Consider the following 13,386-nt stretch of genomic DNA (forward strand, 5'->3'; position numbering starts at 1 on the left):
GGGCGTGAGGGCTCCGATGTCCGCAGCTACGCGGCGGACGACCGGCCTGGTTGGCCTTGACGGAGGGCCGAGGCGCTAACGGATGGTGAAGGTCAGCGGGTTCGAGATGCCGAGGCCGCCGTGGGAATCGTGGACCCGCACGGTGAAGGTGGACGACGTGCCGGCCGACAGGGCCGTCTGGAACTGGTAGCGCTGTCCGCTGTTGGTCGGCGTCACGGGCAGCCGGGTTGCGCCGAGGTAAAGCTCCACCCGGCTGACGAGGTCCCCGGGATCGGTGTCGGCGACGTCGGCGACCAGCGTGACGGTCGTCGGTTCGAGGAAGTAGGTCTGCCCGCCGGGGGTGCTCAACGCCGCCGCCGGCGGGTGGTTGGTGCCGGTGGACGCCGGCGTCACCACCGTGACCAGCAACGGCGGCGCAGCGCCAGGCAGCGACTGGTCGGTGCCGGCCGAGACGTACAGCACGAAGGTGGTGCTGGTGCCGGGCTCCCCGATCGGTGGTGTCCACAGCGCCTCGTACCGGTCACCGGTCGTCCTCACCCCCCGGGCCACCGTGACGCCGTCCACCCGGAACGACACCGAGGTGATGCCGTGTCCGCCTCCCACGGTCGCGGTAGCCGCCAGCGGGACGGTTCCCGGCGTGGTGTACACCGCGCCGGCGGTCGGGCTGAGCCAGGTGACGATCGCCGGGTAGTCAGCGACCGGCGGTGTGGTCGTGCGGGTCGGCGTCATGCTGGGCAGGACGCCGCCGGTGCACGTGACGCCGTTGAGCGTGAACGACGCCGGTATGGGGTTGCTGCCCGACCAGGCGCCAACGAAACCGATGTTCGCGGAGCCATTGGTGCCCAGGGTCGCGTTCCAGCCCAGATTGGTCGCGCTGACCTGCTGGCCCGCCTGGGCCCAGGTGGCGCTCCAGGTTTGCGTGAGCCGCTGGTCGACTGCAGGGAACGCGAACCGCAGCGTCCACCCGTTGACTGGCTCACCCAAGTTGGTGACCGCGATGTCGGCGTGGAAGCCACCGGTCCACTGGCTGGTGACGACGTAGTTCACCCGACACCCGGCCGCCGCGTTCGCCGCACTGGCGTGTGAGATCGCGGCCATCATCGCGACCATGGCAACAGCGATGGCGGCCACAGCAGTCAGCGATTTCCGCATGGCACACCTCGCCGTAAATAGTTTGTTGTCTATGAATATGTCGACTGTCCTGCTGCTCCGCCTTCCTGTCAAGGCACGCACGGCAGTCCTGCCGCCGGCAGTCCTGCCGCCGGCGGGACAACGGACAGCTCACCCATGGCTGATCGGTAGCGGCCACAGCGCCGAGCAGACCGAAGAGTGGATAGCGCAGCTTCCCGCCTGGACCGCGACTGACCGCCAGGTCCTGGCGACTTCGCGTCAAAGAACGCAACGAAGCGCCTGGTCAGGGCGTTGCCTGCGGGATTTGAGTCTCAGATGACGAAACCGCAGCCGACCCCAGCAAGTCCCCCACAACGCTTCACATCGACCTATCGCAAACCCACAGGCGTGGCGTTAGGCGTGTCCGAGACGCCGGCCGGCGCCAGCCATCCCGTGAGCAGATCGCTTGACCACTTCGACCTCTACTGGGAGGTTACGCGCACCGCTCCAGCGCATCACCACAGGTCACAGCCCTTCGTCTCTCTCCGGCGCCGGTGAGCACTTCGGGTGCGGCCGGCGCTGGGCCAGCGCGGCCGCGGCGCTGCGCCGACCGGTCGCGCCGGTGCTCGCCACGCCGGTCGACGCCGTGCCCGAGGGCCCCGGCCTCGTGCATCAACCCAAGTGGGTGGCGGGTGATCGCCTTTCGCGAATGACGACGGGGTGTACCTCCAGTCTCGGGCCGGGCGGAACTTGATCACCTACTTCCCGACATCACTCGGGCGATCCGGGCAGCGGTTCCGGTCGGCGCGGTGCTCGATGGTGAGCTGATTGTGTTCGAGCGCGGGAGGACGAACTTCGCCCAGTTGCAGCGGCGCGTCACCGCCGGCCGCGGGCTTCTCCGCGTGGCCCGCGAATGCCCCGCTCGCTACGTGCTCTTCGACCTGCTCGCCGACGCGGGCGGCCAACTGCTCCTGAGCCTGCCCCTTTCGGAGCGGCGGGCCCGGCTGGAGCGTTTGCTCGTCGACGCGCCGCCTCAGCTCACCCTGACGCCGCAAACAACGGACGTGCGGGAGGTGTGGGACTGGCTGACAAACTGGACCGTCGCCACGGGCATCGAGGGGGTGGTGTAGCTACGGTTGACCGGCCGCTACGAACCCGGCAGGCGAGGCTGGCGGAAGTACCGCACCCCCATCACCACCGAAGCGGTCGCCGGCGGGGTGACAGGCACCCTTCGCCACCCGGACACCGTACTGCTCGTTAGGCGTGATCGGCGGGGCGGCTGCGGTACATCGGCCGTACCCACCCGCTCAGCCTCGAGCAGCGCGAGGAGTTCGGCGGGATGCTGTCGCCGCTGCGGACGGCGCAAAGCCGCGGTGCCCCGGTGCTGCACCCCTGGCCGGAGCCGCTGCCCGCATCCTGGTCTGGACAGTGGGAGCGGCCGCAGCCGCTGCGGTACGTGCAGGTGGAGCCGAACCTGGTAGCGGAGATCGAAGCTGACATGGCGTTCGAGCACCAAAGGTGGCGCCACCGCGTCCGCTACGTACGGGCACTGCCCGGGGCATCGGTGTACGACGTGCCGCTGCTACTCGGCGAGGAAGAGGGCTACTTCGACGAGCCGTGAGCGGCTGCGCGATGACTCGCCCGCCCAAAGGATCGCAACCGCTGTCCGCTGCGCGAATTGCCGACGTGAGACATGCCCGCGTCACCATCATCACTGGCCTCCGCTACTTCCGCTCGTTCACGGCCACCAGCCTCGGTGGCACGTGGACGCCGCAGGCTACGTCCGAGAGCAACCCGATCGCCCGGAAGGCCGACAGCGGCGCCACCTGAACCAACGACATCAGTCACGGCGAACTGATCCGCAGCAACGCCGACCAGACCATGACCGTTGACGCCTGCAATCTGCAACGGCTCTACCAGGGGCGTTCTCCCGGTTCCGGCGATCACTACGGCCTGCTGCCGTACCGGCCGGGTCTGCTGACGCTGCAACGCTGACGATGACAACGGCGGGGCGGGCAAGTTCGGCACACGACCGAGCCCGCCCGCCCCGCGCTCGGGGGGTGACCACGAGGTCCGGGTCGTCGGCGGCGACCCAGCGGTTCCTATCTCAGGTACGACGCGAGGGGGATCTGTTGGTCCCGCAACGCCCTGGCCACCACGCCGGCGATCTGCCGTGCGCCGGCCGTTTCGAAGTGGGTGTGGTCGTTGCAGAAGAAGGCACCCACCGGCCCGGCCCCGTAGTCGCCGTTGAAGGGACAGAAGCCGAGGCTGTTGTAGAGCGTGTAGCTCAGCCTGTGCAGGTCGATGACGGGTACACCGTTCGCGCTGGCGGCGGCGTTCGTCTCGGCGATGAAGCCGCGGTTGCCGACCGCCGTGCCGCCGGAACAGGTGATCGCGGCCGCCGGCGTGAGGAAGACGGGACGGGCGCCGCGCGCCTTGGCCGCGCTGGCCATCACGCCCAGCAGTTGCTGGTAGCGGGCGGATCCGACGTGGCGAGGACAGGCGCTGGTTGAGTCGTTGATCCCGAACTGGATGAAGAGGTAGTCACCGGCCTTCATGCCGTTGGTCGGGTCGAGCATGGCCTGCCAGCGCGCCGAGTAGGTCTGCGGGCTGACGACACACTCGCCTGCCGAATTCTTGGTGCCTGTGACATTGGGGTCGTAGAGCCACGTCTGGATGCTTCGCCCGCCCACCGCGCTGTTGCGCACCGCGACGTTCCCGTTGAAGTACTGCGCGAACTGGTTACCCCAGCCTACCGGGCAGGTCGTACCGCTCGACGGCTCGGCCACTGTCGAGTCTCCGGCCAGCCAGACGGTGACCCGGGGCGGCGCGGACGTCGGGCTGGCCGACGGAGGCGCGCACGGACTCGGACTCGGACTCGGGCCCGGCGCCGTCACGTCGAGACGATCCACGTTGGGCAGACCGTTCGCGCTGGTCGGGCTGAGTCGGACGAGGTTGGCGCCGGTGGTGACCGGCACCGTCACCGTACTGGTGAGCCAGGTCGTCCAGGCACCGGTGCCGTCCAGGGGAACCGACTGGGCTCGGACACCGTTGACGAAAACGTCGGCCGGCCGCGCCGTGGTCGTGCCGTTCGCGTAACGGATGTCCAGCGTGGCCGTTCCGGCCACCACGGCGTCAACGGTGAACTGCACGGCGGCGCCGACGGCATTGTCACCGTTACAGAATCCGGTTCCGGTGTATCCGGTGTGGTTGGCGTCGATGGTGCCGGTGCAGACCGCCGGTGCCGCTTCGGCTTCGTACCGGGTCGACGCCGCCGTGGCGCTGCCCGGCGGCACCAGGAGCGCGACGACGAGCAGAAGGCCGGCGGCGAGCCAACAAAGTTTGGCTTTCATCTGTTCTCTCCTCGTTCCTCGGACGGGATGTGAACGGCGAGGGTCGACGGCTCACCGCAGGTAGGCGACCAGGGGGAGGTTGCGCTCGCGAATGCCCTGCACGACCAGGTCCGCCATCTTCTCGGCGCCGTACTCGGAGAAGTGCGTGTTGTCGGTCACCCCGTCCACCGACTGCCGTAAATAGAGCTGGGCGGAGTCGGTAGGGCCGAGCGACTCCACGAGCGCTTCACTCTTGGCGGTCAGGTCGATCACCGGCACGTTGAGCGAGGAGCCGAGGTTGTGCATCTCGGCGGGCAGGTTGACGCCGACCCCGTTGATGTGCAGCGCCGTGCCGGTGAGTTGGCTGCCGCTGAACAGTCGCCGTACCGGCGGGGTGACCAGGACCGGAACACCGCCCCGATCCCGCACCTGGTTGATCATGGAGGTGAGGTTGCCGCGGAAAGCCGACACGGTCGTCGACTTGTCGTTGTGCCCGAACTGGAGCAATACCAGGTTGTTGGTCCTGATCAGCGGCTTCATCGTGGGGAACAACGCCGAGTTGCTCAGGAAGCTGCCGGAACTCTCCCCCGAGTCCGCGTAGTTGGCGACGACGGCGCCGGCGGCCACCCGCGCGGGAAGGATCTGCCCCCACCCGGTGTACGGGACGGTGGACTGGTCGCACACCGTCGAGTCACCGGCGAGGTAGACCACCAGCGGGTTGCTCGCGGGCTGGACCGTCAACCCGGACAGCCTCGGCGCCGACCCGGCGAAGGTCAGGTCCAGACCCGGGTTGCCGGTGCCGCCCTGTCCGGTCGGCTGACCCTCCGGCTGCCGCACGTTGACCGTGAGGACGTACGGAGTTACGGTGCCGGCCGCGGTGCTGATCGGCGGCAGGATCCGTCGACGCGTCTCCACCGACATCGACGTGTTGCCCGCCGACGCGCGGTCACCGATCCAGGCGGTGACGGTGTAGTTGCCGGGGGCGAGCCCGAAGTGGCAGGTGACCGGTGCGCCGCCGGTGCACTCCGGCGGCCGGCCGGGCGGCGGGGAGGCGGTCGCGCTCGGGGACGCGCCGCCGCTGTCCAGGTCCAGGAAGTCGATGTTGGGCAGGCCGCTGGCGGTCGTCGGGTTCCACCTGATCGTGTTGCTGCCGCTGTTCACCGTCACGGTCAACGTCCTCGTGGTCCAGGTCTCCCACGCGCCGGTCGGACCGAACGCGGTGCCCGGTCGGACGGTGACACCGTTGACCAGCACGTCCGCCGGGCGGTCGGTGGTGGCGCCGTTGGCGTACCGGATGCCGATGGTGGCGGTGCCGGCCGCCGGCGCGGTGACGGTGAACTGCACCGCCGCCCCGACCGCGTTGTCGCCGTTGCAGAACCCGCTGCCGGTGTAGCCGGCATGGTTGGCCTCGATGAGCCCGGCGCAGGTGGCCGGCGCGGTCTCCGCCTCGTAGCGGTTTGCGGCCGCGGCTGCGTCCGCGGTCATGACCACGACGGGAACGGCCATGGTGACCGCCGCGGCGGCGGCCATCAGTCCGCCGCGGTGTCTGGGAGTGAGCACGATCGAACTCCTCGGTCAGGGGAAACGTCAGCGATGCGGAGATGGTGCAGGTCAGCCCGGTCGGGCGCCTGCTGCCCGTTGGCGGCCGCACCGTGCGACGCCCGCCTGGAACCCATCGCGGCTCCTCGGCCCCGAACGGGTGGCATGGGCCGTGGCAGTGCCAGCCGACGACGGCCGTGTCGTCGGCGGCGTCCACACCATTGCCGCCACGGCGCGACGTGCGACGCCATGGCGGAGACGACCGACCGCAGCCGCGCTGACGCCTGGTGGCACGCGCCACCGTCCCGCCATCGGCCCACGAGGACTGCCCTGGTCGTCGCGCCTTCCCGTTGCCGGCCTCGGGCTCTGTGGCATCCGCACGATCGACTGGCTCCCGGATATGTCATATAGTTTGACCTGGACAAGAAAGACTGTCAATCGAACAAGGTCGATGAATTGTCGGGAGCGGTGTCGCTCCGACGGCCCCGGTGACGCAGCCTCAGCCGCCCAGCCGGGCTTCGGCAGCTCGCCAGGCCGCCTGGTGGCCGCGGGGCTCGTACCGAACGAGGTGCTGGGTCTCGCGCAGCAGGGCCCGCAGTGCCGACAGGTCGCCGCCGATCGTGCCCGCGGCCCGCGCCTGCACCAGGACGTTCCCGAGGGCGGTCGCCTCGACCGGCCCGGCGATCACCGGCAGCCCACAGGCGTCGGCCGTCAACTGGCAGAGCAGGTCGTTGCGGGCCCCACCACCGACCATGTGCACGACGTCGACGTCCCGGCCGGAGAGCCGCTGAGCCTGGTGAACCGCCCGCCGGTGCGCCAGCGCCAGGCTGTCGACGATGCAACGCACCGTGGCGGCGGGGCTCTCCGGCACCGCCGCGCCGGTGCGCCGGCAGGCGTCGGCGAGCCGCGCGGGCATGTCACCGGGTGGCAGGAACACCGGGTCGTCCGGGTCGACCACGGACCGTAACGCCGGCTCCGCCGCCGCCTGGCGCAGCAGGTCGGGCAGGTCGACCGGGCCCCACCATCGCACCGACTCCTGAAGTAGCCACAGACCCATCACGTTCCGCAGGTAGCGGATGGTGCCGTCGACACCGGACTCGTTGCTGAAGTTCGCAAGCCGGCTGGCCTCGGTGAGCACCGGGGCGTCGAGTTCGACACCGACGAGGGACCAGGTGCCGCAGGAGACATAGGCGAAGCGTGTCCCCTGCGACGGCACGCCCACCACGGCGGAGGCGGTGTCGTGGGAGGCGACCGCCACCACCTCGGGCCGTCCGGGCAGGCCCACGTCCGGCCGGACCGGGCCGATCCGGGTGCCCGGCTCGCGCAGCGGTGGGAACAGGTCGCCCCGGATGCCCGCCGCCGCCATCAGGTCCACGGCCCAGGCTCGGCGGCGCAGGTCGTACAGCTGGGTCGTGGAGGCATTGGTGATCTCGGCGCCCGGCTGGCCGGTGAGCCAGTACGCCACGAGGTCGGGAATCAGCAGCAGTCGATCTGCGGCGTCCCACTGTGGCGTGCCGGCCGACGCGACGAGCTGGTAGAGCGTGTTGAAGGGCAGATGCTGCAATCCGGTGGTGGCGTAGAGGCGCTCCTCCCCGAGTCGCCCGGCTACCCGGTCGGCCACGCCGTCGGTGCGCCGGTCCCGGTAGTGCACCGGATTGCCGAGCAGCGCACCGGTGGCGTCGAGGAGCCCGTAGTCCACCGCCCAGGAGTCGACACCGATGCTGGTCACGTCCCCGGCCGCTCGAAGTCCATCCAGGATGTTCCGGTAGAGGTGCAGGATGTCCCAGTGGAGGGTGCCGCCGACGCGCACCGGCTCGTTGCCGAACCGGTGCGCCTGGGTCAGGTGCAGGCTGCCCGGCCCGACCCGCCCGAGCATGACCCGCCCGTTGGACGCGCCCAGGTCCACGGCGGCGAACCGCGCCTCCCGGTCACCCGCCATCACGTCGCTCCCCTGCCCACCGGCGCGCGTTCAGCGGAGGAACGCCGCGGTGACGCCACCGTCCACCGGCACATGCATCCCGGTGGTGCGGGACAGGTAGCCCGCAGTGAGCACGAAGACCGCGTCGGCGATGTGCTCCGGCAGCACCTCCCGCTTGAGCAGGGTGCGCTGGGCGTAGTACTCGCCCAGCTTCTCCTCGGGCACGCCGTAAACGGCGGCGCGCTGCGCACCCCAGCCACCGGCGAAGATGCCCGAGCCTCGTACCACCGCGTCGGGGTTGACGCCGTTGACGCGGACCCCGTGCGCGCCGAGCTCCGCGGCCAGCAGGCGGACCTGGTGTGCCTGGTCGGCCTTCGCGGCAGCGTAGGCGACGTTGTTCGGGCCGGCGAACACGGAGTTCTTGCTGGAGATGTAGACGACGTCCCCGCCCATCCCCTGTTCGACGAGGACCCGGGCGGCCTCGCGCGAGACCAGAAAGGAGCCCTTGGCCAGCACGTCGTGCTGCACGTCCCAGTCCGCCTCGGTGGTGTCCAGCAGAGCCTTGGACAGCGACAGGCCGGCGTTGTTGACCACCAGATCCAGGCCGCCGAAGGCGAGCACGGCCGCGCGGACCGCGGCGGCCACCGCGCTGGCGTCGGTCACATCCAGGGCTACGGCCACCGCGACGTCCCCACCGCCCAGTTCCGCGGCGACCCGGGTGGCGGCACCGCCGTCCCGGTCGCTGACGACGACACAGGCACCCTCGGCGGCGAGGCGGTGGGCGACGGCCCGGCCGATGCCGGAGCCGGCGCCGGTGACCAGGGCGATCCGGGAGACGAGGGGCTTCGGCTTGGGCCTGCGCGCGAGCTTGGCCTCTTCGAGGGACCAGTATTCGATGCGGAACTTCTCCGCCTCGTCGATCGGCGCGTACCGGGAGACGGATTCGGCGCCACGCATGACGTTGATGGCGTTGACGTAGAACTCTCCGGCGACCCGGGCGGTCTGCCGGTCGGGTCCGAAGCTGAACATGCCGACGCCCGGAATGAGGACGACGGCCGGATCGGCGCCGCGCATCGGTGGGCTGTCCGGGCCGGCGTGCCGCTCGTAGTAGGCGCGGTACTCGTCACGGTAGGCGGCGTGCAGGTCCCTCAGCCGCGCGACGGTCTCCCCCAGCGGCGCCGTCGGCGGCAGGTCGAGCACCATTGGGCGGACCTTGGTCCGCAGGAAATGGTCCGGGCAGGAGGTGCCGAGCGCGGCGAGGACGGGGTGCTTCTGGCGAACGGTGAAGTCGAGCACCACATCGCTGTCGGTGAAGTGCCCGACCTGAGGTCGGTCGGTCGACGCCAGGCCCCGCACGACCGGCGCCAACGCCGCCGCCCGGGCCCGCCGCTCGTCGCGCGGCAGCGGCTGGTAGCCGGGGAGCACCGGACCGAACGGTTCGGGCCGGCCCCGCTCGTCGAGGTAGGCCTGCGCGGTGCGGACGATCTCCAGCGAGTGGCGTTCACACTCCTCGCTGGTGGCTCCCCACGCGGTGATGCCGTGCCCGCCGAGAATGACGCCAATGGCCCCCGGGTTGGCGCGAGCCACCGCGGCGACGTCGAGGCCGAGCTGGAAGCCCGGTCGCTGCCAGGGCACCCAGATGACCCGGTCCCCGAAGATCTCCTCGGTCAGCGCGGGCCCGTCGGCGGCGGTCGCGAGGGCGATACCGGCGTCGGGGTGCAGGTGGTCGACGTGCGGGGCATCGAGCAGGCCGTGCATGGCCGTGTCGATCGAGGGTGCCGCGCCACCCCGGCCGTGCAGGCAGAAGTCCAACGCGGCGACCATCTCGTCCTCCCGCTCGACCCCCGGATAGACGTCGGTCAGGGCACGCAACCGGTCGAGCCGGAGCACCGCCAGGCCGTCCTCGGTCAGGGTCCCCAGGTCACCTCCGGAGCCCTTGACCCACAGCAGCGGCACGGGGCGGCCGGTCACCGGGTCGACGGCCTCGCCCTTGGCGGACGTGTTGCCACCGGCGTAGTTGGTGGTGGTCGGGTCGGCGCCGAGTCGGTTACTGCGGGCGACCAACGCCTGAACCGTGGAGTGCATCCTCGTCCTGTCCCCTGTCCGGATTCGTCGTCGGCGTTTCAGGCGTCCCAGCCGGCCTGCTGCCCACCGACGCGATCGGCGCGGATCTTCTCCGCGTAGCCGGACCGGGCGTAGGCGGCCATGGGGTCCGGATCCAGGCCGGACTCGGCGCGCAACTCGGCGAGCAGGGGGCGCACGTCGCTGCTGTACGCGTCCATCAGCACCGCGTTGGCACCGAGCACGTCACCGGCCCGCTGCGCGGCCGTGAGGGCCTCGGTGTCGACGAGCAGCGCCTTGGCGGTGGCCTCCTGCACGTTCAGCACCGACCGAATGATCGCCGGCAGCTTCGGCTCGATGTTGTGGCACTGGTCGAGCATGAACGCGATCCCGGCCTCCGGGCGCAGGGCGTCCCCTCGGACGATCTCGTACATGATGCGGAACAACTGGAACGGGTCCGCGGCGCCCACCATGAGGTCGTCGTCGGCGTAGAAGCGGGAGTTGAAGTCGAAGCCACCCAGCTTCCCGGCCCGGAGCAGGAACGCCACGATGAACTCGATGTTGGTGCCCGGGGCGTGGTGACCGGTGTCGATGACGACCTGGGCCCTCGGCCCGAGTTCCAGGCAGTGGGCGTAGGCGGTGCCCCAGTCGGGCACGTCGGTGGTGTAGAAGGCCGGCTCGAACAGCTTGTACTCCAGCAACAGCCGCTGGTGCTCGCCGAGCCGGTCGTGGACCTCCCGCAGCGCCGCCGCCAGGCGGTCCTGGCGGGTGCGGATGTCGTCCTGACCGGGATAGTTGGTGCCGTCGGAGAACCACAGCTTGAGGTCGTGGGATCCGGTGCGGTCCATGATGTCCACGCATTCGAGCAGATGGTCGATCGCCTTGCGGCGGACCCCGGGGTCGGGGTTGGTGACGCTGCCCAGCTTGTAGTCGTCGTCCTGAAACACGTTGGCGTTGATCGCACCCACCGCGATGCCCTCGTCCCGGGCGTACCGGGCCAGGTCGGCGTAGTCGTCGACCCGGTCCCACGGGATGTGCAGGGCCACCGTCGGCGCCACCCCGGTCAGCCGGTGCACCACCGCCGCGTCGGCGATCTTCTCGTACGGGTCGCGTGGCACGCCCTCCTGCCGGAAGACCTTGAACCGGGTGCCGGAGTTCGCGTACGCCCAGGACGGGGTCTCGATGCGGTGCGCGCGCAGGGCCCGCTTGATCCGGCCGGGTGCCGACGGGTCGGAGCGACTCATGTTTGTTCTCCCGTCCGGGCGTTGAGCTGCGCCTCAAGGTTGAAGACCTCCGGCAGGGGTCGCATCGCCAGGTCTGCCGTGCCCTCGTCGAGGTGCAGGAAGAAGGGGGCCATCTCGGCCTGCCAGCGGGCGTTGACGTCGCGGGCCCGCATGGCGGCCTGCGCCGCCGCGAAGTCCTCGGTCACCAGGAACCCCACGAGCAGGCCGTCGGAGCGCAGGAAGAGGGAGTAGTCGTGCCATCCGCACTCGGCGAGGGCGGTCAGCATCTCCGGCCAGACCCGCTCGTGCCGGGCCCGGTATTCGGCCAGGCGGGCCGGATCGACCTGCAGGGTGAAGCAGATTCGCGGCATGGTTCTCCCGTGGGCTCGGCCGGCGCTGCAGCGAACTGGTCGAGCTGGCCGTTGTCGCAGAAGGTCAGGGGCATCGCAGGGCGGCGGCGGATCGAGCCGCCCAATGAATCGTTTCATAATGCCCGACGAGGACGGTAGGGGCGGCGTTCGGGAGCGTCAAGAGCTTCCCGAACAATTCTCCCGGTTGGCGTGACCCCCCGCCGCGCCTCCGTCGAGAGCACGCCCTGAAACGTTTCATAGGTGTTGTAGACTCTCCGGTCGGGTCGACGGCGCGGAAGGCCCCGGCGACCCTGGGCGCAGACCGGCGAGGGAGCGATGGCAACGGCAGGCATCAAGGAGGTGGCGCGGCACGCCGGGGTGTCCCTCGGCACCGTGAGCAACGTGCTCAACCGGCCGAGCACCGTCACCCCCACCACCCGGCAGCGGGTCCTCGACGCCATCGCCGAGCTGGGCTACGTCCGCAACGACTCCGCGCGGCAGCTGCGCGCCGGGCGGAGTCGCACGGTGGCCATCGTCGTCCTCGACGTGGCCAACCCGTTCTTCACCGACGTCGTCCGGGGAGCCGAACAGGTCGTCGAGGAGGCCGCCGCCATGCTCGTCGTCTGTAGCAGTGGCGAGGACCGCGCCCGGGAACACCGGCACCTCGAACTGCTGGAGGAGCAGCGGGTGCGGGGCGTGCTCATCACGCCGGTCGGCCACGGCGTCCAACCGGACCTGGAGCGTCTTCACGCTCGGGGGATCCCCGTCGTCCTGGTCGACCGGGGCTGCGGCCAGGCCAACCGCTGCTCGGTGGCCGTCGACGACGTGCTGGGCGGCCGGCTGGCGATGGAGCACCTGCTGGAACGCGGTCACCGACGGGTCGCGTACATCGGCGGGCCCTTCGCCATCCCCCAGGTGGCCGATCGGCACGCGGGTGCCGCGGCGGCGCTGGCCGACCGCGGTGAGCTGCGGGTGACCCAGACGAAGGGCCTGACCGTGGCTGCCGGCCGGCGCGCCGCCGCGGACCTGGTCGCCCTGCCCACCGCGGCTCGCCCCACCGCCGTCTTCTGCGCCAACGACCTGCTCGCTCTCGGCGTGCTCCAGGAACTGACCGAGCGTGGGCTGCGAGTGCCGGACGACATCGCGATCGTCGGGTACGACGACATCGAGTTCGCCGGGGCGGCCGCGGTTCCGCTCTCGTCGGTCCGCCAGCCGCGCGAGCAGCTCGGGCGTACGGCGGCCCAGTTACTGCTGGAGGAGGCCGACGGTGGCGCGACGCACCGGCACCGGCAGGTGGTCTTCCAGCCCGAGCTGGTCGTTCGTCGCTCCAGCGAACGACCCTGGCGGTAACTCGCCGCCGAACGACGGCGTCCCCGGCCCCGGTGGTGGCGCCACCGGGGCCGGACCGCTGCCCACGGATCGCGCTAGTGGCCGGGCGCGACGCCGCCCGGCACCCGCATCCTGGGCACCGGAAGCCGAGACCAGTTGACGTCCGAGCCGAGATGGAAGCCCGGGTACGACGGCTGGTTGTACGCGGTCTGCTGACGGGCGACCTCGACGCGATACTGCGGGTCGTGCATGAGGGTGTACAGCTTGTGGTGGGTCACCTCGGTGCTCAGGTAGATCCTGATCGCCGAGCTGTCCACAGTCCGCACGAGCATCTCCTCCCGCCAGTCGCCGAACACGTCGGCGAGGTGAGAGCGGGTGTGTCCGAGGGTCGGGGGGGGGGGGGGGGGGGGGGGGGCCCCCCGGGGGGGGGGGGGGGTGGGGGGGGGGGGGTTGGGGGGGGGGGGTTGGGGGGGCGGCTTGGGGGGCGGCGGGCCTGGGCTCTGCGCGGGGTTGATCTGCGGGTC

At 70.8% G+C, this 13,386-nt stretch carries 11 protein-coding genes and 1 pseudogene; 4 read left to right on the plus strand and 8 right to left on the minus strand.

The genetic code is table 11. The annotated features are described in order from the left end of the window. Positions 1-75: 75 nt before the first annotated feature. Complete coding sequence (locus ACLQ29_RS32495; RefSeq protein ID WP_425775199.1) at positions 76-1,152, minus strand: cellulose binding domain-containing protein; 1,077 nt, start codon at positions 1,150-1,152, stop codon at positions 76-78. 767 nt (positions 1,153-1,919) lie between these two features. Between ACLQ29_RS32495 and ACLQ29_RS32500 the strand changes: the two genes are divergently transcribed. The 3 genes and pseudogenes from ACLQ29_RS32500 to ACLQ29_RS32510 form a co-directional block, all read left to right on the plus strand. Continuing rightward, positions 1,920-2,240: a hypothetical protein gene (locus tag ACLQ29_RS32500; RefSeq protein ID WP_425775200.1), complete on the plus strand. Its 321-nt coding sequence runs from the start codon at positions 1,920-1,922 to the stop codon at positions 2,238-2,240. A 251-nt stretch (positions 2,241-2,491) separates the two neighbouring features. Then, positions 2,492-2,731: a hypothetical protein gene (locus ACLQ29_RS32505; protein WP_425775201.1), complete on the plus strand. Its 240-nt coding sequence runs from the start codon at positions 2,492-2,494 to the stop codon at positions 2,729-2,731. Positions 2,732-2,832: 101 nt separating this feature from the next. Next, positions 2,833-3,105 (plus strand): annotated as a pseudogene (locus ACLQ29_RS32510) (non-reducing end alpha-L-arabinofuranosidase family hydrolase); the annotation flags it as partial. Positions 3,106-3,212: 107 nt separating this feature from the next. Here the strand turns inward: ACLQ29_RS32510 and ACLQ29_RS32515 are convergent. The 6 genes from ACLQ29_RS32515 to ACLQ29_RS32540 form a co-directional block, all read right to left on the minus strand. Beyond that, a complete protein-coding gene (locus tag ACLQ29_RS32515; protein ID WP_425775202.1) occupies positions 3,213-4,463 on the minus strand; it encodes an SGNH/GDSL hydrolase family protein in 1,251 nt (416 codons plus the stop codon). A gap of 51 nt (positions 4,464-4,514) precedes the next feature. Beyond that, the gene (locus tag ACLQ29_RS32520; protein WP_425775203.1) at positions 4,515-6,002 is read right to left on the minus strand and encodes an SGNH/GDSL hydrolase family protein; all 1,488 of its coding nucleotides are present in this window, start codon (positions 6,000-6,002) and stop codon (positions 4,515-4,517) included. Between the two features lie 478 nt (positions 6,003-6,480). Beyond that, positions 6,481-7,920 (minus strand): rhamnulokinase, encoded by a 1,440-nt coding sequence (locus tag ACLQ29_RS32525; RefSeq protein WP_425775204.1) that lies wholly within the window; start codon positions 7,918-7,920, stop codon positions 6,481-6,483. Between the two features lie 30 nt (positions 7,921-7,950). Then, positions 7,951-9,984 (minus strand): bifunctional aldolase/short-chain dehydrogenase, encoded by a 2,034-nt coding sequence (locus ACLQ29_RS32530; protein WP_425775205.1) that lies wholly within the window; start codon positions 9,982-9,984, stop codon positions 7,951-7,953. A gap of 38 nt (positions 9,985-10,022) precedes the next feature. After that, positions 10,023-11,204 carry an L-rhamnose isomerase gene (gene rhaI, locus ACLQ29_RS32535; RefSeq protein ID WP_425775206.1) on the minus strand — a complete coding sequence of 394 codons (1,182 nt, stop codon included), beginning with the start codon at positions 11,202-11,204 and terminating at the stop codon, positions 10,023-10,025. Beyond that, positions 11,201-11,554, minus strand: coding sequence for an L-rhamnose mutarotase (locus tag ACLQ29_RS32540; protein ID WP_357556810.1), 354 nt, complete (start codon positions 11,552-11,554; stop codon positions 11,201-11,203). The genes rhaI and ACLQ29_RS32540 overlap by 4 nt, the downstream gene beginning before the upstream one ends. 315 nt (positions 11,555-11,869) lie before the next feature. On the opposite strand from ACLQ29_RS32540, the gene ACLQ29_RS32545 reads away from it, so the two are divergent. Then, positions 11,870-12,883, plus strand: a complete 1,014-nt coding sequence (locus tag ACLQ29_RS32545; protein ID WP_425775207.1) for a LacI family DNA-binding transcriptional regulator — start codon at positions 11,870-11,872, stop codon at positions 12,881-12,883. 74 nt (positions 12,884-12,957) lie between these two features. On the opposite strand, the gene ACLQ29_RS32550 is transcribed toward ACLQ29_RS32545, so the two are convergent. Beyond that, on the minus strand, positions 12,958-13,218 hold the full coding sequence (locus tag ACLQ29_RS32550; protein ID WP_425775208.1) for a hypothetical protein: 261 nt from the start codon (positions 13,216-13,218) through the stop codon (positions 12,958-12,960). Between the last annotated feature and the right edge of the window lie 168 nt (positions 13,219-13,386).

This window comes from Micromonospora sp. DT228, from assembly GCF_049841595.1.
Taxonomy (GTDB): domain Bacteria; phylum Actinomycetota; class Actinomycetes; order Mycobacteriales; family Micromonosporaceae; genus Micromonospora.

What these genes read in the sequence shown, in the direction of transcription:
- ACLQ29_RS32495 (WP_425775199.1), bottom strand. Translation starts at nt 1,152, where the DNA reads ATGCGGAAATCGCTGACTGCTGTGGCCGCCATCGCTGTTGCCATGGTC.
- ACLQ29_RS32515 (WP_425775202.1), bottom strand. Translation starts at nt 4,463, where the DNA reads ATGAAAGCCAAACTTTGTTGGCTCGCCGCCGGCCTTCTGCTCGTCGTC.
- ACLQ29_RS32525 (WP_425775204.1), bottom strand. Translation starts at nt 7,920, where the DNA reads ATGGCGGGTGACCGGGAGGCGCGGTTCGCCGCCGTGGACCTGGGCGCG.
- ACLQ29_RS32530 (WP_425775205.1), bottom strand. Translation starts at nt 9,984, where the DNA reads ATGCACTCCACGGTTCAGGCGTTGGTCGCCCGCAGTAACCGACTCGGC.
- rhaI (WP_425775206.1), bottom strand. Translation starts at nt 11,204, where the DNA reads ATGAGTCGCTCCGACCCGTCGGCACCCGGCCGGATCAAGCGGGCCCTG.
- ACLQ29_RS32540 (WP_357556810.1), bottom strand. Translation starts at nt 11,554, where the DNA reads ATGCCGCGAATCTGCTTCACCCTGCAGGTCGATCCGGCCCGCCTGGCC.
- ACLQ29_RS32545 (WP_425775207.1), top strand. Translation starts at nt 11,870, where the DNA reads ATGGCAACGGCAGGCATCAAGGAGGTGGCGCGGCACGCCGGGGTGTCC.